Raw genomic sequence first — 23,404 nt, forward strand, 5'->3', positions numbered from 1 at the left:
GGCGCAGTGGGATTCGGGCTATGGACGGCGCGTCGAGATCCAGCACGCCAACGGCTACATCACCACCTACAATCACATGTCAGGCTTTGCGCGCAGCGTGAAGGAAGGCATGCGGGTCAAACAGGGCCAGGTGATCGGCTTCCTGGGCTCGACCGGATTGTCGACCGGACCGCACCTTCACTATGAGGTGATGGTCAATGGCCATTTCGTCGATCCGATGCGCGTCAAGCTGGCGCGCACGCGCGAGATCGAGGGCCGGCTTCTCGCAGAATTCAGGAAAGAGCGCGATCGCATTGACTCGCTGATGGCGAAGGCGCCGAACAACAGCGCCAAAGTGGCGACTCGTCAGGCCCGGTAAGCTTCGATCTCTGTTGCGGCCTCCGGCCTGGCCCGAAACGACCTTTCTTAGGCCGCCTGGAGCCATTCGTAGGCGGGAGCGAACTGGGCGGCGCGAACGCCGCGGACAATATTCTCTATCGTCGCCATCGTCCGGCGGTTGAGCGAGTCGCGCGGGAATTCGACGCGAAAGTCGCGCTCAATCGCGAGCAGCAGGCGGATCGCCGTATAGGGCGTCATGCCCAATTCATAGAGATTGGCGCGCGGCGTCAGATGGCTCGCTGGGATGCAGATCTGGGCTTCCTGATCGATCAGGCTTTGGATCGTCTCGAACATTTCGCTCTCCCTTGCCGCTTTGGAACTCAATGATCGAAAGCTACCCGGAGCCCGAGAAAATGTTCGTGCGCCGACGCACACGGAGAACCGCAGGGCGATCGGGAGAAGGATTGTTTTCCTCACCCTCATCCTGAGGAGCCGCCCGCAAGTCGCGTTTACCCCGACTTGCGAATTTAATGTCGATCTCGGGCAGGCCCGAGATCGAAGGTGGCGTCTCGAAGGACGAGGGTGAGGAAAAATCGCGAAAACGGGCTTCCTCGTCCTTCGAGACGCGTGCTGCGCACGCTCCTCAGGATGAGGAAGCCCTTCACCCGATTGCTCTGCGGAGAATCGGCGTCGGCATTGTTACCGGCATTAAACGATGCTCTTTCTGTGCGTCTCAGTTGGGAGCACACATGCGCACAACGATCGCGCTCGACGATGAGCTCGTGGCCAAGGCCCAGGATTTCACCGGACTTACGGAAAAATCCGCGCTGGTCCGCGAAGCGCTCAAGGCGCTTATCGAGCGAGAAAGCGCACGAAGGCTAGCGCGACTCGGCGGCTCGGAATCACATCTTCGAAGGGCTCGGAGACGGCGAATGCCCGCAAAGTAGAATCTACGACTCTATAACCCTGTTCGCGCACGCACGTCGGCTGGCGTCCAGCCCTCCGCGCGCAGCGCCCGCAGCGCCGTCGAAGCGACGCTTTTCGCAAGCTTCTCGCCCTTCTCGTCCAGAACGAGGCCGTGGTGCCGATAATTCGGCGCCGGCAGGTCGAGCAGGCGTTGCAGCAGGCGATGCAGGCTCGTCGCCTCAAACAGATCCTTGCCGCGCACCACGTCGGTCACGCCCTGCAGCGCGTCGTCGACGACGACGGCGATATGATAGCTCGCCGGCGTATCCTTGCGCGCAAGGACGACGTCGCCCCATTCCGCCGGATCGGCGACAATGTCGCCGGCGTCAAATTCGCGCCACGAGAGCCCCTGCCCCGCCAGAGCGGCCGCCTTACGCATATCGAGCCGCAGCGCGACGCCGCGTTGCGTTAGGACCTCGCGCGCCCCACGTCGCGGCTTGTCGCGGCAGGTTCCAGGGTAAAGCGGCGCGCCATCGGGGTCGTGCGGACAATTCGGCTTCGCAACGGCGGCGCGGGCGATGTCCGAACGCCGGCAATCGCAGGCATAAAGCAGCCCCTTGTCGTCGAGCCGTTCCAGCGCCCGCGCGTAATCGTCGAAATGTTCGGACTGGCGCCGCACGGGCGCCTCCCATTCAAGCCCGAGCCAGGCGAGGTCTTCATAGATCGCCGCTTCAAACTCATTCCGCGCGCGGCCCGTATCGATATCCTCGATGCGCAACAGGAAACGCCCGCCGCATTGCCGCGCGAGATCGAAATTGAGGAGCGCTGAATAGGCGTGGCCGAGGTGCAGATGACCATTGGGCGACGGCGCGAAGCGGAAGACGCGCTGGCTATCCGCTGTCTCCCCCGACGTCATTGCGAGGAGCGCAGCGACGAAGCAATCCAGCCGCCCACCAATGCCTGGACTGCTTCGCTTCGCTCGCAATGACGAAACTTCAACGTCGCGCCTTTTCCACGATTCCCAGCGCGGCCGCGAAAGCCTCCTCGATGTCGAGGTCGCTCGTGTCGAGCGTCACCGCGTCGGCGGCCGCCTTTAAGGGCGCGGCGCTGCGGGCGCTGTCGCGGGCGTCGCGCTTCTTTACATCCTCGAGAATGGCGGCGTAGTCGGCGTCTTCGCCGGCGCGCGCAAGCTCCAGAGCGCGGCGGGTGGCGCGCGTCTCCGGCGCCGCGGTGACGAAAATCTTCACCTTCGCGTCGGGGCAGATCACCGTGCCGATGTCGCGACCGTCGAGGACGGCGCCTTCCGACCGCGCCGCGAAGCCCCGCTGCATGTCGACGAGCGCCGCGCGCACCGCCGGCATGGCCGCGACGACGGACGCCGCCTCGCCCATGTCGCGCGCGCGCAACCGCCTTTCGTCGAAATCAGTGAGCGACAGGCTGCGCGCGGCGACGACCGCGGCTTCGATATCGTCGAGCGGGAGGCCCTCCTCCAGCAACGCGCAGGCCGTCGCGCGATAGAGCAGCCCCGTGTCGAGATGCGGCAGGCCGTAATGCGCCGCAAGGCGTCGCGCCAGGGTGCCCTTCCCCGACGCCGCGGGGCCGTCGATGGCGATGACGAAGCTCACGAGAAGCGCGCTCCGAGTCGCTCCATGAGCGGGCGAAACGCCGGAAAGCTCGTCGCGATCATCGTCTCATCGTCGACAGTGACTTTCTTCTCGGCCGCGAGCCCCATGACCAGAAAGCTCATGGCGATGCGATGATCGAGATGCGTCTCGACCATGCCGCCGCCGGCGACCCTGCCGCCGCGCACGATCAAATCGTCATCGATGATCTCGCAGTCGACGCCATTGGCTTTAAGCCCGGCGGCGACCGCCTCGAGACGATCCGATTCCTTCACGCGCAATTCGGAGAGCCCGCGCATCCGCGTCTCACCCTTGGCGAAGGAGGCCGCGACGGCGAGGATCGGATATTCGTCGATCATTGAGGGCGCCCGCGCCGCCGGCACGTCGACGCCGGCAAGATGCGAGAAGCGCGCGCGAATGTCGGCGACCTCTTCGCCGCCCTCCTCGCGCCTGTTCTCGAAGGCGACATCGGAGCCCATTTCCTGCAGCGTCGTCAGCAGACCGCTGCGCAGCGGATTGGTCATCACCCCTTCGATGACGATGTCCGAGCCCTCGACGATCAGCGCGGCGACGAGCGGAAAAGCCGCCGATGACGGATCGGCGGGAACCCGCACCTCCCGCGCGGTCATTTCCGGGCGCCCTTCAAGCGTAATCTTGCGGCCATGCGGGCCATGAGGCTCGCTCATGACCTTGGCGCCGAAATGCGCGAGCATTTTTTCGGTGTGATCGCGCGACGCTTCGGCCTCGATCACCGTCGTCTGCCCCGGCGAATTCAGTCCGCAGAGCAGGACCGCGGATTTGATCTGCGCCGAAGCGACGGGCGTCTTGTATTCGACTGGCAAGGGCTCGCTCGATCCTTGCAGCACCAGCGGCAGGCGGCCGCCTTCGGCCTGCTCCAGAACCTGGGCGCCCTGCAGCGCCAGGGGATCGAGAATGCGCTTCATCGGCCGCTTGCGCAGCGAGGCGTCGCCGTCGAAGCGCGCGAGAATCGGATGGCCGGCGACGACGCCCATCATCAGCCGCGAGCCGGTGCCGGCATTGCCGAAATCGAGCGTCTCGGTCGGCTGCAGGAGCGAACCCAGCCCCGCGCCCCAGACGCTCCACCGCCCGTCCGCATGGCGCAGGATCTTCGCGCCAAGCTGGCGGCAGCCCTGCGCGGTGCGCAGCACGTCCTCGCCTTCGAGAAGCCCTTCGATCTTCGTCTCGCCGATGGCGAGCAGGCCGAAGATCAGCGCGCGATGCGACACCGATTTATCGCCCGGCGGGCGCACCCGGCCCGCAAGCGGCCCGGATTTATGGGCGCTGAGCGGCGCGGCGGGAACGTGAGCATGGGCGGCGTGCGGCATAGTCGCTTTCGGTCGAGCGCGATTCAATCGCCAACCGCTTCGCACTTTTGGCGACGATGCTCAACAGGCGGCGACCGGCGGGATTTTTTCGCAGCGCGCGAAATTGGAGCGGGCGATGGGAATCGAACCCACGACATTCAGCTTGGGAAGCTGACGTTCTACCTCTGAACTACGCCCGCGCGCTCCCTTGTGTAACGCGGGAGGCCGCCCGTTTCAACGGCGCGGCTTCAGTGCAGACTGGAGGCAGAAGGGCTTCCTCATCCTGAGGAGCGCTGCAGGCGCGTCTCGAAGGACGAGGAAAGCCCTTCTGGCGCAAATTTTACCTCTCCCTCGTGCTTCGAGACGGCTCCTTCGATCTCGGGCCTGCCCGAGATCGACATTAAATTCGCAAGTCGGGTAAACCGCGACTTGCGGGCGCCTCCTCAGCATGAGGGTGAGGGAAAAGCGTTCCTCCCCGCATCACTTCACATTCGGATTCCTCGCCTCCCCCTTCTGCTTCTCGATCTCTTTCAGCTTCGCGCGGATCGGCCCATAAGGCCCAAACTTGTGCTGCTCCTCGGAGAAGCCGTCCGCATAGGGGCCGTAAGGCGAGTCGATCGGCTTTTGCAGAAGGTCGGGAAAATCCTTTTCCAGCCCGGCGCGATGCGGCCTTGGCCTCGAGATCATCAGCGCCGCGACGTCCCAGGCCTCTTCCGGGGAGAGCCGCGGATGCAGATAATCGACGCCGTCCGGCATGTTGGAATGAATGAAAGTCGCCGCCGTGATCAGCCGCGCCATGCCGGCGCCGTCGTTGAAACTGTCCGCGCCCCAGAGCGGCGGAAAGGCGTAGCCGGCGCCAAGGCCTGGCAGGCTGTTCTGCACGCCGGCGCCGTCGACGTTGTGGCAGCCGATGCAGCGCGCCTGATAAATATCGCGCCCGCGCATCGGATCGGCGGCGCGGTCAAGCTCCGGCACGGTCCCCGCGCCGAGGCCCGAGAGCTTCTCCCCCTTGCGCACGCCGGTCGAGAGAAACTGAATATAGGCGACGATGGCGCGCATCGGCGCGGATGAAACCGGCAAGGGGCGGCCGTTCATGCTGCGCGTCATGCAGGAATTGATGCGCTCTTGCAGCGTGATCTGCGCGCCCGCGCGCGCGCTATAGGCGGGGAAATCCTCGGCGAGGCCAAAAATCGGCAGGCCGAATTTCTTCACGCCGGCGTCGAGATGGCAATTGCCGCAGGCGAGATTGTTCCCAGCGTAGCGCTGCGCGCGTTCCGGCATGTCAGGCCCGATATGGGAATAGGTCGCGGTGATGAGATCGCGCCCTTTGCGGACAAGCTCGCCATGCGCGTTGTAAGGCAGCGCGTCGACTTGCGGAACCGACCAGAATTTCGCGCTCGATGCGCCGAGTTCTTCCGCGGCGACGGAAGACCCGAGCGCCAAGAGCGCCAAGAGCGCGCCGCCAGTAAGCGCCTTGCGCATAAGATCACTCCGCCATGAAATGTTTCGAGAGCTTGAGCCCCTGCCCCTGATAATTCGATACGCCGCTCTGGCCGTAAAGCGCCTTTGGGGTTTCGGCCATGCGTTCATAGACGAGGCGGCCGATGAACTGGCCGTCTTCGAGGATGAAGGGCACTTCGCGCGAGCGCACTTCGAGAACGGCGCGGGCGCCCGGTCGCCCATCGGGGCCGGCGCCGAAGCCGGGATCGAAGAAGCCGGCGTAATGCACCCGGAACTCGCCGATCGCCGCATCCATCGGCGCCATTTCGGCGGCGAAATCGGGCGGAATCGCGAGGCGCTCGTGCGAAGCGAGGATGTAGAAATCGCCCGGATCGAGGATGAGCCTTCCGTCGCGCGACGGCAGACGGTCCCAATAATCGTCGATGCGATAGGCGCCGATCCGATCGACGTCGATCACGTCGGTGTGCTTTTGCGCGCGATAGCCGATGATTCCCCCGAACGCGTCGGCGTCGAGCGCGACCCGCAGCACGACGCCGTCGCGCAAATTGAGCGGCCCGTCAACGAGCGGCGATGCGCGATGCAGTTCGGCGAGCGCCGCGTCGCCGAGCGTCCCGCCATGCGATTCGCTCTGCGCATGCGCGCGAAAACGCAATTGGTTTAATCGCGAGCCGGTGCGGACGCGCACCGAAAAGCTGCGCGGCGACACTTCGGCGTAGAGCGGGCCGTGATATCCGGGGGCGACCTCGTCGAAGCGGTCGCCCCGATCCGTGATCAGCCGCGTGAAGATATCGAGGCGCCCCGTCGAGCTTTTCGGATTGGCGGCGCCGAGGACAGCGTCGCCGAGCGCCAGGCTTTCCAGAAGCGGCACGACATAGAAGCAGCCGCGCTCCAGCACGGCGCCGTCGCCTTCAAGCGACATCTCGTCATATTTGAGCGCGGAGAGGAGCTCGTCGACGCCGCGCCGCTTTCCCGGCAGAAAACTGGCGCGCACGCGATAGGCCTTGGGGCCGAGCCGCAGATCGAGACTGGCCGGCTGAATCTGCCCATGCGCCAATGGCGCGGCGAGGCGGATCTGACCGGCCTCGGCCATCGCCTGAATCTGCCGGCTGGAAAGCACGCCGCCCATTCTTCTATCGCCCCGTCGCCTTTCCTCGCGCTGGCATAAGCGCCAAATCGCGTCGCCTTTCAAGCCGAAGCTGTTGACAGCTGAGGTCCCTCTGGCCTCTATAAGCGCACGTGGTTATTTGAGCCGGCCGGCTTGCCGCCACGAAAAACAACGCGCTAAAAGGCCGGGTCTCCCTAAGGAAGCCCGCTTTTTGCGTAGCAGCGCCGTTCGGCGCGCATCAAGCGAATGGCGCGCCTTCGCGCCGAGGGAGAACCAATGTCCGCCGACGCCCCGCCCCGCAGGCCGCTGAAACCCGCGACGCAACTCGTGCATGGCGGGACGCAGCGCTCTTCCTTCGGAGAATTGTCGGAGGCGCTCTACCTCACGCAGAGCTTCGCCTATCCGACGATGGAGGCGGCCGAGGCGCGCTTCAAAGGCGATGAGCCGGGCTTCATCTATTCGCGCTTTTCGAACCCCACCGTGGCGATGTTCGAGCAGCGCATGTGCCTTCTGGAGGGTACGGAAGCGGCCCGCGCCACGGCGAGCGGCATGGCGGCGGTGACCGCGAGCCTGCTCGCGCAGCTCAAAGCGGGCGACCATGTGGTTTCGGCGCGCGCGCTGTTCGGCTCCTGCCTCTATGTCGTCGAGGACCTCCTGCCGCGATTGGGAATCGCTTCGACGCTCGTCGACGGCGCCGACCTCGAACAATGGAAGGCGGCCGTCCGTCCTGAGACGAAGCTCTTCTTCCTGGAAAGCCCGACCAACCCCGGGCTCGAAGTCTATGACCTCAAGGCGATCGCCGACATTGCGCATGAGGCCGGCGCGAAGCTCGTGGTCGACAATGTCTTCGCGACGCCGCTGTTGCAAAAGCCCTTCGACTTTGGCGCCGACGTCGTCGTCTATTCCGCGACCAAGCATATCGATGGGCAAGGTCGATGTCTCGGCGGCGTGATTTTGGCCTCGCAGGCGCTGATCGAAGAGAGCGTACACAATTTCTTGCGCCAGACCGGTCCGGCGATGTCGCCGTTCAACGCCTGGGTGATGCTGAAGGGATTGGAGACATTGCCGCTGCGCGTCGCGCAGCAGACCGCGAGCGCGGCCAAGATCGCCGACTTTCTGGCGGAAGAGAAGGCTGTCGGCCGCGTGCTTTATCCGTTCCGCGCCGATCACCCGCAGGCCGATCTGGCGCGCCGCCAGATGTCGGGCGGCGGCACGCTGGTGAGCTTTAGTATGGCGGGCGGCAAGGCCGCGGCGTTCCGTCTCGCCAATGCGCTGGAGGTGATCAAGATTTCCAACAATCTCGGCGACGCCAAGAGCCTCATCACCCATCCGGCGACGACGACCCATCAGCGGCTGACGCCGGAAGCGCGCGCGTCTCTCGGCATCGGCGACGGCTTGCTGCGTCTATCGGTCGGCCTCGAGGACGCCGACGATCTCGTTGACGATCTCGCGCGCGGTCTGTGGGCCGCCGCGCGCGCCTGAGCTTTACGGCTACGCGCCGGGCCGCCTCTTGCGGCGGGCGGGAATTTTCGCCTCCTGCATCGCGCATTCGGCGACGAAGTAGGACACGGCAAGTATGGCGCAAAGCGTCTCAAGCACGACGCCCGTGATCAGTTCGTTCATCAGCATGCCCTCGGAAAGCCTTCACGGCGAATTCGGACAGTTCAAGTGGCGGCCCGCGGCGGCGGCGGGAGAAGAGAGTTGACGCCGACGCAGGCCAATTGCGATGCAGCACTAGGCCTCCGGCGGGGCGCGCGGGCGGTGCGCCGGGCTGGGACGGGGCGTCGGCGCGACGCAGTCCGCCACCGTCCGCGCGAGCTTGAAGCTCGGGACGGGCGTCGCGCCGATCGGGCCGGGCCGCGCCGCGAGAGGCGCTAGACCGCTGCAAAACGCCTGACAGAGGATACAGGCGGAGCGATCGTCTTTGGGGCCCAGCCGCCCCGCAAGCGCGCCGGGTTGGGAGGCCCCCGGCGCGAAACAGATAAAGAGTTGAGCGATGAGACGCCCCCCGACGCCCGACTCGGCGACGCCGCGCGCGAGCGGCGCGACGGCAAAGAGCGACGCCGCCGAGAACAGCAGAATCGCACCAAGCCTCGCGCCAAGCCTCGCGCGCACACGATGCAGCGATGCGAGCCAGAACGCCGACGGAGACATTGGTTCAGGTCGCGTCGGTCAAAGGCCGCGAGAATCTCGCGCGGCGTTCGAGGTCGATGAGGCGGATGACGCGCTGGTCATTTCCACGCCACAGAGGCGTCGGCACGATGGCGGCGAGCGCCGCCATGCCAGGCGCATGACCCGGCTGCGCGCGCTCCCGCTCGATGAGGGATTCCAGCGTCGCGCCGGCGACGACGCTTTCCCGGCCGCTCGGGCTACGTTTACGAAACATGGGCTCACTCCCGATCCGCCGCTTTGGCGCGGCGTTGTCCTTAAGCTGCGCCCGATGCTGCGCGCGCCCGGAGTCCGGGCGAGAGCGCAAAGCGGCGCGGCAGCGTGCGAAGGATCAGGAGTTGGCGGGAGGCGCTCGCGCCTGTCGGGAAAAATCCTGCAGGCGGGTCGGCAGGGCGCAGTCCGCCACCGTCCAATCAAGCGCTGTCCATTGGACGGGCGCCTTGCCGAGATGAATGACGCGCGCGGCCAGCGGCGCGACGCCATCGCAATGGTTTTGACAAAACAAACAGACGTCGCGGTGGGCCTTTGCGTGGCCTGGCGCCTGCGATCGGTCGCTCGAGGCGACGTCGGTAAAGCAAAATTCGCTGACGGCGTCGCCGGCGCCCAGCCGCGACGCGACCTGCGCCGCCGCAGGCGCGAAGGCCTGAACGGTCAGCGCGAGCGCGAACAGCAGAACTGTCAGCCAGTTACGACGCATAAAGTCTCGAGCCTTGGAATCGGCGCGCATGCGGAATTCACATGCGCGCATTGATGTAAGCAAAAAGCGAAGGCCACGACAAGTTAATCTTGGGGCGACCGCCTCGCCGCGGCAAAGCGTCTCAGCAGGACGATCGCACGCTCGGAACGCCCTGGCGGATCACCTGACCGCCGACGTGCCTCCGGAACCACCCCGGTCGATCGTTACGCCCGATCCGTCCGGACCGCCGAAGTCATAGTTGAGCGCGATAAAGAAGGTGCGCTGCGGATAGGGATTGGGATTCACATAGGCCTTCCAGCGGCCGATGTTGTTCACGCCGACGGACAGCCACCAGTTCGGCTCGAGCCGGTATCTCGCCTTCATATCGAAGACGAGGATTTCACTGTCCACACTGCCGTAATTGTTGTGGTTGAAGTCGGTGTTCGCAAAGGTGACGAACGCCGGGGACGAGTAGCGCGCGCCAAGGGCGAACGACATGTCGGGATTGGGGCTGTAGCTCGCGACGCCGCGAAAACGAATTCTCGGGACGCGCGGGAACTGATTGCCGGCAAAGAGAATGCTGTTGAGATTGCCGCTCGACAGATTGGTCTGAATTTTCGCGTCGGTGAAGGTCAGGCCGCCCTCGAAATCCAGTCCCGGAACGAGAATGTCCTTCATATGCGCCGCCGCCTCGATGCCGCGAAACCGCACCTTGTCGAGGTTGGCGTTTTGCGAGACCTGGGTGCCGAAAATGGAGAGCGTGGTCTGGTTAGCGATGGCGTTCCAGCGATCGTCAAGAAACAGGCTGATGCGCGGATTGAAGAGCCCGATCGCGCCGCCGAACGCGTCGATCTTCCGATACTCGCCGGTCAGATCGTAACAGGTGCAGATTTCAGGCTGCAAATTTGGATTGTTGATGATCACCGAACTTGGGCTCGACAGGGATTGGAACAATTCGTTGACTGTTGGAAAGCGATAGGCGCGCGCGATCGAGCCGCGCAAGGAGAGTTCCGGCGTGAAATAATATTCGAGCGCCGCCTTCGGCGAGAAAGCGCCCTTATAGGAATCCGGGAAATAGGTGATGTTCGCGGCTCTAAAGGGAAGGCCGACGATCGCCTGGCCCGCAGGGTTCGACGCGTTGGCGAACCCCCCAGTGCCGTTCATGCCGCCAAAGGCGCGCCACCACTCGCCGCGACCGCCGGCGGTGAATTTCCAGTCCGGCAGCGGCCGCCAGACTTCCTGAACGTAGAGGGCTTTGGTCTCGGTTTTGCCGAAGTTCAACGCCTGGATGCCCATATAGTAATTATTGGGCCAGGACACGGTGCTAGTCTGCTTGGTCGCCAACGAATAAAGATCGCCGTGGGCGCCGAACGACACTTCATGCTTGCCGAGAATGTCGTAAGGCACGCGCCAGATGAAGCGCGCGTCGCCGGTGCGCCAGAACGTTCCGCCATTGTTGGTGTTCAGCCCGCGCGGATCGACGTTATAGGCGGTTCCCGCAGCGTTGACGCGCGGTCCGTAGGACTGCGCATTGTTGGTGAAATCGCGAAGGAAGTTGAACGACGTCGCCGACAAATCGAAATCGAAGACGCCGCCAGTGTCCTGTCTGAGCTCGAGCGCCTGCATCAGGTGATTTGCGGCGCCGTGCCCGGGATTGACGCCGCCGGGCGTGACGGAATACGGGCCAAGCTGCACGCGCCCGTTCTGGGTGTTGTAGATCGGCATGCCGTTCTTGTCGTTAATGAAGCTTTCGACGGTGGTGGTATTGTTCAGCGTCCAGAAGCCGACCTGATATTTGGCGCGCAGAAGCGGCAAGATGTCATAAGAGACTTTGACCTTCGCCAAATCCGTTTGGACATAATCGGCGCCAGCCGCCGCCGTAATGATGCGCGGACGACCCTGTTGGTCGAAGTCCTGGAAGCCGCCAGAGAACGCCGAACCTGTGCCCGGCGTCAAAAAGGTGCCGGGGAATGTTTGCGCCTGTCCTTGATTGTCCAGGTGTTCATAGCCGACCCAATAACGGAAGTCGTTGATGCGATCGCCGACCAGGATGTTTGTGACGCCGCCGAGATTGAGTTCTTTCCTGCCGTAGAGGCTGAACGGCTGCACCGCCACGGTGCCCATGGCGTGGACCTCGAAATCGTCCGGCATGCGCGTCGTCATCGTCAGCACGGCGCCGATCGAATTGCCCGGATAAAGCGCCGAGAACGGCCCGTACATCACATCGACGCGCGAAATTTCGGCGGGGGAAACCATGCCCCAGCGCGGCGCGAAGTTGAAGCTGTTGCCGAGCAGATTCGAGAGCAGCACATTGTCGGCATAGACAAGCACCAACGCGCTCTGAATGGTGCCCGTGGTGCGCGTCGAGACGATGGCGTTGCGATCGCCGATGTAGCGCTCGCGAATGAGAATTGACGGCATATATCTGAACGCGTCGGAAGAGGTCATGATATTCGTGGTTTTTTGAATCTCTTTGCGCGTCCTGCTCTCGACGACCGCCGGAATGTTCGCCGGCAAGGTGCGGCTGAACGGCGCTGGCGTTGGCTCCGCGTAACGATCCGCCAAAGCAGGCCCCGGCGCAGGCGCCGCGGTGGTGACGCGACCCTGTCCGCCAACGGGTCTGCCGACAGGACCCGGCCGCACAGGGCCGCGGACGCCGCCGACGCTGATCGTGGGAAGCGCCTGCTGCGCATCCGCGACCGACGGGGCGAGTAGGCTGATTACGGCGAAAGAGCTTCCTCCGAGGAGGCGAGAACGACGGATCATGACGGTATTCCTTGGGAGCCGACTCCAGTCGGCTTAAGGGAGAGCGGCCGCAACGTTGGATGCAACGCGCACGCGGACCTGTGACGTGGAGGCTGCTTCGAGCAGCGGCGAGAACCCGGACTGCGCGCTCTTGCGCGCGCCAGCGGTCTCAGGCGCGAGAGAAGGGCGGCGCCCGTGCGCAATGCGCGCGCGATGATCGCTCGGAGAGCGACCGCACTGCATATGTGGGCGCGTCGATCAGCGCATATTCGCCCAGCGCCACAACATAATCCGAGGCCAGCGAAACCCAGGCCGGCGGCGGTTCGCCACATAAGAGGCAGGATTGGCAGTTGTGCCGATGGCCAAGCCGATCGTTGGGCGCGGACTGTTCGCCTGCGCGCACCTGCTCGCAATGAGCTGCGAGCGTCTCTTCGGGAGAGATCGAAGCGGCGCGCGCCAGCCCGGCTCCGCCGGCGACGGTCTGGACGACCATGGCCAGGATAAGCAACAGGGTGCGAAGCGTCGTGAGCCGCATTTTGATTCCGGTCAAAACTGACAACCTACTATTTACAAGTCACTGCATCGCGGATAGCGCGGCGCGACGAAATGAGTCCGAAAAGCCGTTGGTGTGGCTATTGAGCCACAGTCTGTGATCGTTCTCGCGCCGATCATTGCCCAATCAAAAACGTTTCACTTTGCTGGCGCCCGTTCTAATCTTGCATCCATGTACATCTCCATCACCAGAGACATTCAGGTCACGGCGCTTCCCGACTTCCTGCCGGATCGCTCAGACCCCGACCAGGATCGCTACTTCTGGTCGTATACGATCGAGATCGCCAATCTCGGGCGCGTTCGAGTGCAGCTTTTGTCGCGCCACTGGATCGTCATCGACGCCAACGGCCGCCGCGAGGAAGTGCGCGGACCAGGCGTCGTCGGCGAACAGCCGGTGCTGGAGCCTGGGGAGACGTTTCGTTACGCCTCAGGCTGTCCGCTTGCCACGCCGTCGGGGATGATGCAGGGCAGCTATCGGATGATCACCGACGCCGGCGAAACCTTCGACGTCGAAGTGCCCGCTTTCTCGCTCGACAGCCCGCTGTCGCGTCCGACCCTGAATTAGGCCGGCGAGATGGACCGCATCGAAGGCGCGATCGACCTGCTCTCCCGATTGGTCGCTTTTGACACGGTGAGCTCCAAATCCAATCTGCCGCTGATCGATTTCGTCGAAGCTTACCTGCGCGAACAGGAGGTGCGCTTCGTGCGCGCGCCGAACGCCTCCGGCGATAAGGCCGCCCTCTTCGTCACGATCGGCCCCGACGCTGACGGCGGCGTGCTCCTGTCCGGCCACACAGATGTCGTGCCGGTCGCCGGGCAAGCCTGGAGCGCCGATCCGTTCACGCTGCGGCGCGACGCGACGCGACTCTATGGGCGCGGCGCGGTGGACATGAAGGGGTTCGACGCCGCTTGCCTGGCGATGATTCCCGAATTCAAGGCGGCGCGGCTGTCTCGCCCGATTCACATTCTCTTGAGCTATGACGAGGAGACCACCTGTCTCGGCCCTCTCGACGTCATCGCGCGGTTCGGGGCCGACCTGCCGCGCCCTTCAGCCGTGATCGTCGGCGAGCCGACGTCGATGGAGGTCGCCGACGCGCATAAGAGCGTCGCCACTTATGTGACGCGCGTGCGGGGCTTCGAGATCCATTCGGCCAATCTGCATCGCGGCGTCAGCGCCGTGCATGTCGCCTGCAAACTCGTGTGCGAGCTGGAACGTCTCGGCGAGGAGTTGCGCGCCGCCGGCGATCCGAACGGGCGCTTCGATCCGCCCTTCTCGACCATTCACGTCGGCGTGATTCACGGCGGAACGGCGCGCAACATCGTCGCCAAGGACTGTGAATTCCAGTGGGAGTTTCGAGCGTTGCCCGGCGCGCCGCCGAATTTCGCTTACGACCGGCTGGAAGCCTATTGCGAGGCTCTAAGACGAACGATTTTCGTCGGCTTTCCCGACGCCGGCATTGAGACCACGATTGAGAATCAGGTGCCGGGGCTCGCGCCGCAGCCGGGCTCCGAGGCGGAGACCCTGGCGCTGCGGCTCGCCAAGCGCAATGGGACGGTCGCCGTCCCTTATGCGACTGAGGCCGGTCAGTTTCAGCGCGCGGGCGTGGCTGCCGTCGTCTGCGGCCCTGGACGCATCGACCAGGCGCACCAGCCCGACGAATTTATCGACATCGCCGAACTGGCAGCCTGTCTTGAGTTCCTACGCGGCCTCGCGCAGCAACTTCGCGCGTAAGTATCCAGCGTTAGCCGCAGACCCACACCCAGGTCTGGCGGTAGGGATGCCAGCGCCAGCAACGGCCCACGCCGTAATCCCACCAGCGCCCGCGCCACCAACGCCCGCCGCCATGGCGCCCGCCGCCGCCCCAACCGCCGTGGTGACCGCCCCAGCCGCCGTGGGGACCATGGCCGCCGCCGCCCCATTTGCCGCCGCCGCCCTGGCCGCCGCCCATATTGCCGTCTTGACCGCCGCCGCCTTGACCGCCACCGCCTTGGCCGCCCCCTCCTTGACCGCCGCCGCCGCCTCCGCCTTGGCCGCCGCCCCAGCCGCCTCCACCTTTACCGCCGCCGCCGCCCTGCCCGCCTCCAGCGGCGCCGGCCGTAACGGGCATCGCCAGCGCGCCGATGAGCGCCGCGACCACAGAAATGTTCTTGAAAGCTGACATGACTCCACCTTCCGTTGAATGGCTCAGCGATCCGCGGTTCGGCGGAGGCTTGGGCTGAGGCATGACCCCACAGGTCTATGTGGCGTCGTTTGTACAATTTGCGAGCGATCCCTCTCCGGCGCCGCAACTGGGGGACTCGCGAAAGCGCATCGCCCGGCGACAGCGGTTCGAGTGGCCCTAGCGTTCGCGAAGCGAGAGGGCTCTCCGGCCGCCGCCGAAGAGGCTAGATCGCCTGCTCGGTTCGAAGCGGTCAGCACGCCCAATGCCATTGGCCGTACCACCAGCGCCAGCAGCCGCCGCCGCCGTAACCGCCCCAGCCGCCGTGGCCCCAGCCGCCGTGCCAACCGGCGCCATGCCAACCACCATGCCAGCCGCCGCCGCCGCCATGCCAGCCATGGCCGCCATGGCCCCCGCCGCCGCCATGCCAGTCATGACCGCCGTGACCGCCATGACCGCCTGCGGCGGCGGGGGAAGAGGCAATGAGCGCTCCCGCCAAAAGCGCGGCGTAGGAAAGTTTCTTCAACATGATTTTTCTCCTGACAACACAGACGCCCTTAAGGCGCCTTACACTGACTATGCTCTCCAGCGGCGAAGGGCGGTGCGTGGCCGCACATTCGGTTGCTCGCGCTTATGCGCGCGCATCACGTGAAGTCGGCCGCGCGCCATTGCTTTCGTGAAGTGACCGGCTATAGTCCGCGCCCGTTCGGCGCTTGGAAATAATCCGCGTCGGGCTCCGAGCCCTTTAAAGAGATTTTCGCGATGAAGCTGATCCCGGACGCTTTGGCCCAAGCCCAGACGCCCTCACCGCCTGCCGCCGAGACGCCTGCGAGCCCGCCGGCGCAGCCGACGGCGCCTTCCACGCCGGCGTCGCCAACTCCGCCACATCCGCCGACCGCCACCCAGACGGGTCAAGCTGTCGAGACGCCGCCCGAAGCGCACCAGCCTCCGACCATGCCGGAGATGCTCGGGCAGCTTATTCCCATCTTCGTGGTGATGGGCATCGTCTACATCTTGGTGATCCGCCCGCGCTCCCGACGCGAGAAGGAGCAGCTCGCGCAGCTGCGCAACGTCCGACGCGGGGACACGCTCGTCACCACGAGCGGAATCGTCGCCAAGGTGACGAAATCCATCGACGACGCTGAAATCGAGGTCGAGATCGCGCCCAACGTGCGGGTGCGCATGCTGCGCACGGCCGTCGCCGAAGTGCGCGCCAAGGGCGAACCCGTAAGGGAGGAGACGCCGCCGACCGCCAAGACTGGCGGCGCCAAAGGCGGCGGAAAGTCGGCGAAGTCTGCTGAAACCAAGTCGAGCGACGTCAAGACCGGCAACGGCAAGGCGGGCGACAGCAAGCCCGGAGACGCCGGATCCGGCTCGCAGAGCTGACGCGGATCCTTTCGATCACTAGCCGATAGCAGGACAATGCTGCGATTCTCGACCTGGAAATTTCTCGCCATTGTGGCGATGACTGTCGCTGCGGTGCTTGTCGTCGCGCCGAGCATGTTGTCGCCGTCCCATTATGAAGAGCTGAAGTCGCGCCTGCCCGCCTGGCTTACGCCTCCGACCATCGTGCTCGGGCTCGACCTGCAGGGCGGCTCGCATGTGACGCTCGAAGTGGATCAGGCGGATCTCATCAGCACGCAGGTGAAAAATCTCCGCGACGACGTGCGCCGAATCCTGCGTGAAGAAAAGGTCGCCATCTCCGGCGGCATCGGAACGACCACGCGCGGCGTACAGGTGCGCGTCGCCGACCCTGCGGATCGAGAGAAAGTCCTTCCAAAATTGCGGCAGCTGCGCAACAGCTTCAGCGGCGCTCTCATGGGCGGGCCTTCGCCGCTCGACGTCGAGGCGTCGCCGGACGGCCTCATCCGCGTGACCGTCACCGACGCGGGCATCACGGACAAGTCGCGCAAGGCCGTCGAGCAATCGATCGAAGTCATTCGGCGGCGCGTCGACGCCCTCGGCACGCGCGAGCCGAGCATTCAGCGTCAGGGCGACGACCGCGTGCTGGTGCAGGTGCCGGGCCTTCAAGACCCCGAAACGCTCAAGGAAATTCTCGGCAAAACCGCGAAGCTCGAATTCCGCCTCGTCGCCGATCCCGGCCAGAATCCGTCGGAAGTCGAGGAACTCGATCAGGTCGAACAGGAAGGCAAGCTCGGCGTCGAGAAGCAGGTGATGGTCAAGGGCGAAGATCTCACGGACGCGCAGCCGGGATTCGACCAGCAAAGAAGCGGCGAGCCGGTCGTCAATTTTCGCTTCAACATCCGCGGCGCCCAGGCCTTCGGCGAAGTGACTTCCAAGAACGTCGGGCGCCTCTTCGCGATCATCCTCGACAACAAGATCATTTCCGCGCCGCGCATCTTGACGCCGATCACCGGCGGCTCCGGCCAGATTTCCGGACGCTTCACCGTCGAACAGGCGAACAATCTTGCGATCCTGCTGCGCGCCGGCGCGCTGCCGGCGAAGCTCAACATCGTCGAAGAGCGCACCGTCGGTCCGGGACTCGGCCAGGACTCGATCGACGCCGGCAAACGCGCCGCCTATGTCGGCGCGGGCCTCGTCGTCGTCTACATGCTCGTCACCTACGGCGTCTTTGGCGTCTTCGCCAATCTCGCGCTGTTTGTGCACATCGCCTTCATTTTCGCCGGACTCGTGTTGCTCGGCTCGACGCTGACGCTGCCGGGCATCGCCGGGATCGTGTTGACGATCGGCATGGCGGTCGATTCGAATGTGCTGATCTACGAGCGCATACGCGAGGAAAATCACGCCGGGCGCTCGATCCTCGCCTCGCTCGACGCGGGCTTCACGCGCGCCTTCGCGACCATCGTCGACTCCAACGTCACCATGTTCGTCGCCGCGGCGATCCTTTATTTTCTTGGCTCGGGACCTGTGCGCGGCTTCGCCGTGTCGCTTGCGCTCGGCATTCTGACGACCATCGTCACCGCGGTGACCATGACGCGCATGATGATCGCCGTCTGGTATCATTACGCGCGGCCGACGAAACTGCCGATCTAAAGGGGCGACATTTATGAAACTTCTGCGCCTCGCTCCGGAGAACACCAAGTTCCCGTTCATGCGGTTCCGCCGCGTGAGCTATCCATTCTCGGCTGTGCTGTCGCTGATCGCGGTCGCCCTCTTCGTCTTCAAGGGCATGAATTTCGGCATCGACTTTGCCGGCGGCACGGTGATCGAACTGCGCGCGAAATCCGGCGCCGCGGAAGTCGGCACGCTGCGCACGCTTGGCGAAGGCCTCCAGCTGGGCGACATCGAGGTGCAGGCGTTCGGGAATCCGGCAGACGCCACATTGCGCTTCGGTCTGCAGCCGGGCGGCGACGTCGCCCAGCAGGCGGCGGTGGAGCGCGTGCGTGGCGCCGTCGGCGGATATTATGATTTGCGCCGCGTCGAAGTCGTCGGCCCGCGCGTCTCAAACGAATTGGTGCAGTCCGGCACGCTCGGCGTCGTACTGTCGATCATCGCGGTGCTGACCTATCTTTGGTTCCGCTTTGAATGGCAATTCGCGATCGGCGCCGTGATCGCGACGATGCATGATCTGCTGCTCACCGTCGGCTTTTTCTCGATCACGCAGCTCGAATTCAACACCACATCGATCGCCGCGATCTTGACCATCGTCGGCTACTCGCTGAACGAAACAGTGGTGGTGCTCGACCGAATTCGCGAGAACATGCGCAAATACAAGAAACTGCCGACAGCGCAAATGGTCGACATGTCGATCAACGCCGTCCTGCCGCGCACGATCATGACCGCAACGACGGTGATGCTTGCGCTGTTTGCGCTCGTCGCCTTCGGCGGCCAGGTGATCCGTTCGTTCTCAGTCGCGATGATTTGGGGCATTTTCGTCGCGACCTACTCGTCAATCTTCATCTGCTCGCCGATGCTGATCTATCTCGGGCTGCGCAATGAAGACGCCGACAAGGCGGCGCACAAGCACGAGACGGAGCGCAAGGCCGACGCAGCAGTTTCGGCGCGCGAGGACGTTGCGGAAGCGCCGGTCTCCGCGCCGACGAAGTCCGCCGAAAGGACGCCCGCGCCCTCTCGGAAGGCGTCCGGCAAACGCGCCAAGACGAGGCCGGCTTGACGGGCGGGTCCGGCGGCTATGTTCCCGGCCGTCACAAAATCGATGACTATGGCGGCGGCGGCTTCCGCTTCGCCGACATGTCCCACCGCGGCTCTATTCTCGCGTTGCCCTCCGGCGTGCGCGCCGTGCCTCTGACCAGCGCCGCGGAGATCGACGACTCGATGATCGATAGCGCGCTTTCCGAAAGCGGCGGCCTCGACGTGTTTGTCGTCGGCACCGGGAAGGATTTGTTGCCGCTTGCCGGCGGCCTGCGTGCGAAGCTGCGCGCGGCGGGCGTCGGTTGCGAAACCATGGCGACGGGAGCCGCCGTGCGGACCTACAATGTTCTCGTCGACGAGAATCGGCGCGTCGGCGCGCTGCTGATCGCCGTGTGACATCATGAGCGCCGCCTCGCGGGAGCATTATGTGCAATGCGAGGAACTTCTGCGCGCGCGTGATCGCGACCTCTGGCTCGCCTGTCTCTTTGCGCCCCAGGCCGCGCGCCCGCACATTCATGCGCTCTATGCCTTCGCCCAGGAAACGGCGGACGTCAGCGGCAAGGTCACGCAACCGCTGCTCGGCGAGATGCGGCTGCAGTGGTGGCTCGACGCGCTGGAGGCCGACGCCGCGCAAGGCGAAGGCGTGCGCGCCAATCCCGTGGCCGACGCGCTGATCGACACGATTGAGCGATTCTCCCTGCCCCGCAGCGAATTCGTCGCGCTGGCGCAGGCGCATATCTTTGATCTCTACGATGACGCGATGCCGACTTGGACGGCGCTCGAAGACTATTGCCGCGCTACGGCGTCGGCCCCGATTCGCTGGGCGGCGCGAATTCTCGGCGCTGATCTTCAAGCGCCGTCGGCGGGGGCTTTCGATGAGGCGGGAGTCGCGCTCGGCCTCACGCGCATCTTGCGCGCTCTACCTGAGGGTTCCCAACAGGAGAAATTCCTGCCGGACGAGGCCTTCACGCATGACGGCGGAGCCTCAGGCCGGCGCAGCGAGCTTGGTCCGATCGTGAAGAAATGGCACGCGCTGGCGCAGTCCCACTACGAGCTGGCGCGCCGGCTGGCCGTGGATCTCGGACCCGCCCGCGCCGCGCTGCTCCCGTGCGCCACCGCTCCACTTTATCTGGAGCAGCTGGCGCGAAGCGATTACGATCCGTTTCGCCCGCTTGGCGAACCCTCGCCGCTGCGGCGACAGTGGCGCATCTGGCGCGCGTCGCGCGGCGTGGGATTGTGACACGCGCCGGAAGCAGCGCTCCATGGAATTACTGAAATGACAACTGTCGCATATGATTATGACGCCCGGCGCCTGCGCATGGAGACGCTGCTCATGCTCCGCTGGGTGGCCATCACCGGTCAGGCGGCGGCATGTATCGGCGTCTATTTCGTTCTGGGATTCGATTTTCCCGTCGGCCTCTGCTTCGTCTTCATCACGGCGTCGGCGACGCTCAACATCGGCATGCGCTTCGGCACGCCGCGCAGTTTCCGCCTTGGCGACGTCGAGGCCGCCGTCCTGCTGGGATACGACATCATCCAGCTGGGATTTCTGCTCTATCTCACCGGCGGGCTGACGAACAGTTTCGCGATGTTGTTTTTGACGCCGGTGATCATCTCGGCGGTGTCGCTGCCGAGCAACCTGACGCTGCTGCTCGGCATCGTCATGATTGCGGTCGCGACGGTGCTCACGGTCGAATATTATCCTTTGCCCTGGTATGCCGACGAAAAACTGACTTTCCCCCTCCTCTACCGCACCGGCGTTTGGGCGGCGCTCGCGCTCAGCGCGGCGTTCATCGGCATCTACGCCGCGCGGGTGTCAGACGAGGCGCGGCTCCTGGCCGACGCGCTCGCGGCGACGGAATTGGTGCTCGAGCGCGAGCAGCACCTCTCGCAACTCGACGGCCTCGCCGCCGCCGCCGCGCATGAACTTGGCACCCCGCTCGCGACCATTACGCTGATCATCAAAGAATTGCAGAATTCCCTGCCGGAGAATGCGCCGGCGCTGCGCGACGACCTCGCGCTTCTAGCGCAGGAGACGGCGCGCTGTCGGGAGATACTGGGCAAGCTGGCCTCGCTTGGCGCAACGGACCAGAGCAGCGTGATGAATCTGCTGTCGATCGACACGCTGATCCAGGAAGTGGTTGAGCCGCAGCGTGAGATCGGCGTTGAGGTCGAAATTTCCAAAAATGGTCCCTCCGACCCGCCGGTGCTGGCGCGCAATCCAGCGATTCTTTATGGACTGGGCAACCTTGTCGAAAACGCGATGGACTTCGCCCATTCACGCGTGAAGATCGACGCTTGGTGGAGTTCAAGCTACGTGACGATCGTCATTCAGGACGACGGGCCCGGCTACTCTCCAGACATTCTTGATCGTCTCGGGGACCCGTATCTGCGGGGGCGGCCGCTCGAACGGCGCACGAAAAACGATGCCGAGTCAGGGCTTGGCCTCGGCCTCTTCATCGCCAAAACCCTGTTGGAGCGCTCGGGCGCTACAGTCGAAACAATGAATGTTTCTCCGCCGCGCACTGGCGCGATCGCTAAAATCACTTGGCCGCGCGCCGCGCTCGAGCCCGCCGCGGCCAGGCCAAGGCTTCCCCAACAGGACAAATAGAATCGACGCGACGCTGGCGATAAGCTAGATTTGACAAAAATCAGGGTTGGAAACGCACGATGTCGACCGAAGAATTGAAGGCGGATCGAGAAGGCGTCTCGGAACCTGAGCAAGTTCCAGCGCTGCCACAGGATCGTTCACTGCTGATCCTGGATGACGACAAGCCGTTTCTTGGCAGATTGACGCGTGCGATGGAGGCCCGCGGCTTCCTGGTGACGCCCTGCGAAACGGTCGCCGAGGGTCTTGCCGCCCTTGAAACGAACCCACCGGCGTTCGCCATCATCGACATGCGGCTTGACGACGGCAATGGCCTCGACGTCATCTCAAAGCTGAAGACGTCACGTCCCGACGCGCGCGGAATCATCCTCACCGGCTACGGCAACATCGCGACCGCGGTGACCGCGGTTAAGCTCGGCGCCTTCGACTATTTGGCGAAGCCCGCCGACGCCGACGAAATCTATCACGCGTTGATGGCGACGCAGGTCGATAAACCCGACGCTCAAGAAAATCCCATGTCCGCCGACCGCGTGCGCTGGGAGCATATCCAGAGGGTTTTCGAGTCTTGCGACCGCAATGTCTCGGAGACGGCGCGGCGGCTCAACATGCACCGCCGGACCCTGCAACGCATTCTCGCCAAGCGCGCGCCCCGCTGACGGCTTTAATTCGCCTGTTCGTCGCCGAAGGCCAGCAGGCAGTAACGGTCCGCCGCCATCGCCGCGAAGCGTAACAGCATCGAGCGTCGACGAGCGGGCGCGAGGGGGAAAGCCGGCGCCTCGCGCGTCAGTAGCGCCCCGTGGGCGTCCGCGACGATCAAGCCCGCATCATTTGGAAAAACCGCCGGATCGAGCGATGCGGGAATCGCGAAATAGAACCGATCGCAAAAGCCGCGATACTGCGGCCATTTAAGATCCGCGCGGAAATCCGCGTAGCTCGACTTGACCTCGACGATGCGCAGGACCCCGTCAGATGCGAGCGCGATGAGATCGGCGCGTCGACCATTCGGCAGGGGCGCTTCGCAAACGACCGAAAATCCGCAGGCCCTCAGATAGCGCCGGGCGCCGCGGGCCACGCATCTGGTCATGTCGGCGCGGCTTTCGAGCGACGTCGCGCCATCTGTGAGGATCGCGGTCATATTATCTCCGCTGGCGTGTCGCCCGCTCCACCCAGCATGGCGCGTCGCCAAAGCGCGCGCAACCGTGATAGGTTCGCCCCATTGATCCACTACAGGCTTGGCGCATGAAACGGCTTCTTCTCGCATGCCTCCTCTCGCTCGTCGCCGCAATATCGCCCGTCCTGGGCGCAGAGCGCGTCGTCAACATTTTCAATTGGAGCGATTACATCGATCCGAGCGTGCTCGAGGACTTCACTCGAGAGACCGGAATCAAAGTCATTTATGACACCTATGACTCGAACGAGATGCTCGAGGCGCGGCTTCTTGCCGGCGACACCGGCTACGATGTGGTCGTGCCGTCGGCGACGTTCCTCCAGCGGCAGATCGCAGCCGGCGTGCTGCAGCCGATCTACAGAAGCAAGCTTGTCAACGCGCGCAATGTCTGGCCCGAGATCGACTCCAGACTTTCGCGTTTCGATCCGGGCAACCGCTACGCCATCAACTACATGTGGTACACGACGGGCGTCGCTTACGATGTCGCGAAGGTCCAGGAGCGGCTTGGCAAGCCGA

At 64.5% G+C, this 23,404-nt stretch carries 28 protein-coding genes, 1 tRNA gene and 2 riboswitches (1 of these 31 running past the window's edge); of the genes, 13 read left to right on the forward strand and 16 right to left on the reverse strand.

Translation table 11 applies throughout. From position 1 onward, the window contains the following. Window positions 1-358: the final stretch of a M23 family metallopeptidase gene (locus tag IYW40_RS09535; protein ID WP_196400425.1), read on the forward strand. The gene continues 1,658 nt to the left of window position 1, outside the view; the window shows 358 of its 2,016 coding nt (coding positions 1,659-2,016); its start codon lies off the left edge, out of view; its stop codon occupies window positions 356-358. Between the two features lie 47 nt (window positions 359-405). Here IYW40_RS09535 and IYW40_RS09540 read toward each other — a convergent pair whose 3' ends face one another. Beyond that, complete coding sequence (locus IYW40_RS09540) at window positions 406-672, reverse strand: phosphopantetheine-binding protein (RefSeq protein ID WP_196400426.1); 267 nt, start codon at window positions 670-672, stop codon at window positions 406-408. Window positions 673-1,067: 395 nt separating this feature from the next. Here IYW40_RS09540 and IYW40_RS09545 point away from each other — a divergent pair, with 395 nt between their 5' ends. Further along, window positions 1,068-1,265, forward strand: coding sequence for a type II toxin-antitoxin system VapB family antitoxin (locus IYW40_RS09545; protein ID WP_196400540.1), 198 nt, complete (start codon window positions 1,068-1,070; stop codon window positions 1,263-1,265). Between the two features lie 11 nt (window positions 1,266-1,276). Here IYW40_RS09545 and gluQRS read toward each other — a convergent pair whose 3' ends face one another. The 6 genes from gluQRS to IYW40_RS09575 form a co-directional block, all read right to left on the reverse strand. Beyond that, the gene (gene gluQRS / locus IYW40_RS09550; RefSeq protein WP_196400427.1) at window positions 1,277-2,140 is read right to left on the reverse strand and encodes a tRNA glutamyl-Q(34) synthetase GluQRS; all 864 of its coding nucleotides are present in this window, start codon (window positions 2,138-2,140) and stop codon (window positions 1,277-1,279) included. Beyond that, a riboswitch (S-adenosyl-L-homocysteine riboswitch) is annotated at window positions 2,138-2,238 on the forward strand. Its footprint overlaps the gene before it by 3 nt. After that, complete coding sequence (gene cmk, locus IYW40_RS09555; protein ID WP_196400428.1) at window positions 2,220-2,849, reverse strand: (d)CMP kinase; 630 nt, start codon at window positions 2,847-2,849, stop codon at window positions 2,220-2,222. Its footprint overlaps the riboswitch before it by 19 nt. Next, entirely contained in the window at window positions 2,846-4,192 is a 1,347-nt protein-coding gene (gene aroA / locus IYW40_RS09560) for a 3-phosphoshikimate 1-carboxyvinyltransferase (protein WP_196400429.1), read from the reverse strand. The genes cmk and aroA overlap by 4 nt, the downstream gene beginning before the upstream one ends. Window positions 4,193-4,296: 104 nt before the next feature. After that, a tRNA-Gly gene (locus IYW40_RS09565) sits at window positions 4,297-4,371 on the reverse strand. Between the two features lie 280 nt (window positions 4,372-4,651). Continuing rightward, window positions 4,652-5,653 carry a c-type cytochrome gene (locus IYW40_RS09570; RefSeq protein WP_196400430.1) on the reverse strand — a complete coding sequence of 334 codons (1,002 nt, stop codon included), beginning with the start codon at window positions 5,651-5,653 and terminating at the stop codon, window positions 4,652-4,654. A 4-nt stretch (window positions 5,654-5,657) separates the two neighbouring features. Beyond that, window positions 5,658-6,758 (reverse strand): 2'-deoxycytidine 5'-triphosphate deaminase, encoded by a 1,101-nt coding sequence (locus IYW40_RS09575; protein ID WP_196400431.1) that lies wholly within the window; start codon window positions 6,756-6,758, stop codon window positions 5,658-5,660. Between the two features lie 100 nt (window positions 6,759-6,858). Then, a riboswitch (SAM riboswitch) is annotated at window positions 6,859-6,937 on the forward strand. A 76-nt stretch (window positions 6,938-7,013) separates the two neighbouring features. Between IYW40_RS09575 and IYW40_RS09580 the strand changes: the two genes are divergently transcribed. Next, the gene (locus IYW40_RS09580) at window positions 7,014-8,219 is read left to right on the forward strand and encodes an O-succinylhomoserine sulfhydrylase (RefSeq protein ID WP_196400432.1); all 1,206 of its coding nucleotides are present in this window, start codon (window positions 7,014-7,016) and stop codon (window positions 8,217-8,219) included. Between the two features lie 9 nt (window positions 8,220-8,228). On the opposite strand, the gene IYW40_RS22085 is transcribed toward IYW40_RS09580, so the two are convergent. The 6 genes from IYW40_RS22085 to IYW40_RS09605 all read right to left on the reverse strand — a co-directional run bounded on the left by IYW40_RS22085 (window position 8,229) and on the right by IYW40_RS09605 (window position 12,862). Then, window positions 8,229-8,360 (reverse strand): hypothetical protein, encoded by a 132-nt coding sequence (locus tag IYW40_RS22085; protein ID WP_281432875.1) that lies wholly within the window; start codon window positions 8,358-8,360, stop codon window positions 8,229-8,231. A 111-nt stretch (window positions 8,361-8,471) separates the two neighbouring features. Further along, window positions 8,472-8,891 carry a hypothetical protein gene (locus IYW40_RS09585; protein WP_196400433.1) on the reverse strand — a complete coding sequence of 140 codons (420 nt, stop codon included), beginning with the start codon at window positions 8,889-8,891 and terminating at the stop codon, window positions 8,472-8,474. A gap of 4 nt (window positions 8,892-8,895) precedes the next feature. After that, window positions 8,896-9,123, reverse strand: coding sequence for a hypothetical protein (locus IYW40_RS09590; protein WP_196400434.1), 228 nt, complete (start codon window positions 9,121-9,123; stop codon window positions 8,896-8,898). A 114-nt stretch (window positions 9,124-9,237) separates the two neighbouring features. Then, window positions 9,238-9,633, reverse strand: a complete 396-nt coding sequence (locus tag IYW40_RS09595) for a DUF2946 family protein (RefSeq protein WP_246720739.1) — start codon at window positions 9,631-9,633, stop codon at window positions 9,238-9,240. Window positions 9,634-9,762: 129 nt separating this feature from the next. Further along, a complete protein-coding gene (locus IYW40_RS09600) occupies window positions 9,763-12,348 on the reverse strand; it encodes a TonB-dependent receptor (protein ID WP_196400435.1) in 2,586 nt (861 codons plus the stop codon). A gap of 148 nt (window positions 12,349-12,496) precedes the next feature. Continuing rightward, window positions 12,497-12,862 (reverse strand): hypothetical protein, encoded by a 366-nt coding sequence (locus IYW40_RS09605; RefSeq protein ID WP_196400436.1) that lies wholly within the window; start codon window positions 12,860-12,862, stop codon window positions 12,497-12,499. Window positions 12,863-13,051: 189 nt separating this feature from the next. Between IYW40_RS09605 and apaG the strand changes: the two genes are divergently transcribed. Both apaG and argE read left to right on the forward strand, forming a co-directional pair. Next, entirely contained in the window at window positions 13,052-13,444 is a 393-nt protein-coding gene (gene apaG / locus IYW40_RS09610; protein WP_014889499.1) for a Co2+/Mg2+ efflux protein ApaG, read from the forward strand. Between the two features lie 9 nt (window positions 13,445-13,453). Continuing rightward, window positions 13,454-14,611 carry an acetylornithine deacetylase gene (gene argE / locus IYW40_RS09615; RefSeq protein WP_196400437.1) on the forward strand — a complete coding sequence of 386 codons (1,158 nt, stop codon included), beginning with the start codon at window positions 13,454-13,456 and terminating at the stop codon, window positions 14,609-14,611. Between the two features lie 10 nt (window positions 14,612-14,621). On the opposite strand, the gene IYW40_RS09620 is transcribed toward argE, so the two are convergent. Together IYW40_RS09620 and IYW40_RS09625 are read right to left on the reverse strand one after the other, a co-directional pair. Further along, entirely contained in the window at window positions 14,622-15,041 is a 420-nt protein-coding gene (locus IYW40_RS09620) for a hypothetical protein (protein ID WP_196400438.1), read from the reverse strand. A gap of 250 nt (window positions 15,042-15,291) precedes the next feature. Continuing rightward, window positions 15,292-15,567 carry a hypothetical protein gene (locus IYW40_RS09625; protein WP_196400439.1) on the reverse strand — a complete coding sequence of 92 codons (276 nt, stop codon included), beginning with the start codon at window positions 15,565-15,567 and terminating at the stop codon, window positions 15,292-15,294. Between the two features lie 233 nt (window positions 15,568-15,800). Between IYW40_RS09625 and yajC the strand changes: the two genes are divergently transcribed. The 7 genes from yajC to IYW40_RS09660 are packed head-to-tail and all read left to right on the forward strand — an operon-like array spanning window position 15,801 to window position 22,376. After that, entirely contained in the window at window positions 15,801-16,424 is a 624-nt protein-coding gene (yajC, locus tag IYW40_RS09630; RefSeq protein ID WP_232366027.1) for a preprotein translocase subunit YajC, read from the forward strand. Between the two features lie 36 nt (window positions 16,425-16,460). After that, window positions 16,461-18,053, forward strand: coding sequence for a protein translocase subunit SecD (gene secD / locus IYW40_RS09635; RefSeq protein ID WP_175094398.1), 1,593 nt, complete (start codon window positions 16,461-16,463; stop codon window positions 18,051-18,053). A gap of 13 nt (window positions 18,054-18,066) precedes the next feature. Continuing rightward, complete coding sequence (gene secF, locus IYW40_RS09640) at window positions 18,067-19,134, forward strand: protein translocase subunit SecF (protein ID WP_196400440.1); 1,068 nt, start codon at window positions 18,067-18,069, stop codon at window positions 19,132-19,134. Further along, window positions 19,131-19,508: an Mth938-like domain-containing protein gene (locus IYW40_RS09645; protein WP_123176343.1), complete on the forward strand. Its 378-nt coding sequence runs from the start codon at window positions 19,131-19,133 to the stop codon at window positions 19,506-19,508. The genes secF and IYW40_RS09645 overlap by 4 nt, the downstream gene beginning before the upstream one ends. 4 nt (window positions 19,509-19,512) lie before the next feature. Then, window positions 19,513-20,352, forward strand: coding sequence for a phytoene/squalene synthase family protein (locus IYW40_RS09650; RefSeq protein ID WP_196400441.1), 840 nt, complete (start codon window positions 19,513-19,515; stop codon window positions 20,350-20,352). A 36-nt stretch (window positions 20,353-20,388) separates the two neighbouring features. Beyond that, a complete protein-coding gene (locus tag IYW40_RS09655) occupies window positions 20,389-21,723 on the forward strand; it encodes an ActS/PrrB/RegB family redox-sensitive histidine kinase (RefSeq protein WP_196400442.1) in 1,335 nt (444 codons plus the stop codon). A 59-nt stretch (window positions 21,724-21,782) separates the two neighbouring features. Continuing rightward, on the forward strand, window positions 21,783-22,376 hold the full coding sequence (locus IYW40_RS09660; protein WP_029651700.1) for an ActR/PrrA/RegA family redox response regulator transcription factor: 594 nt from the start codon (window positions 21,783-21,785) through the stop codon (window positions 22,374-22,376). Between the two features lie 5 nt (window positions 22,377-22,381). Here the strand turns inward: IYW40_RS09660 and IYW40_RS09665 are convergent, their stop codons facing one another. After that, on the reverse strand, window positions 22,382-22,855 hold the full coding sequence (locus tag IYW40_RS09665; RefSeq protein ID WP_196400443.1) for an MmcB family DNA repair protein: 474 nt from the start codon (window positions 22,853-22,855) through the stop codon (window positions 22,382-22,384). Window positions 22,856-22,959: 104 nt separating this feature from the next. Between IYW40_RS09665 and IYW40_RS09670 the strand changes: the two genes are divergently transcribed. After that, window positions 22,960-23,404 (forward strand): extracellular solute-binding protein (locus IYW40_RS09670; RefSeq protein ID WP_196400444.1); only part of this gene is annotated, 445 nt, incomplete at its 3' end.

Origin of the sequence: Methylocystis sp. H4A (genome assembly GCF_015709545.1) — a bacterium.
GTDB classification, from domain to species: domain Bacteria; phylum Pseudomonadota; class Alphaproteobacteria; order Rhizobiales; family Beijerinckiaceae; genus Methylocystis; species Methylocystis silviterrae.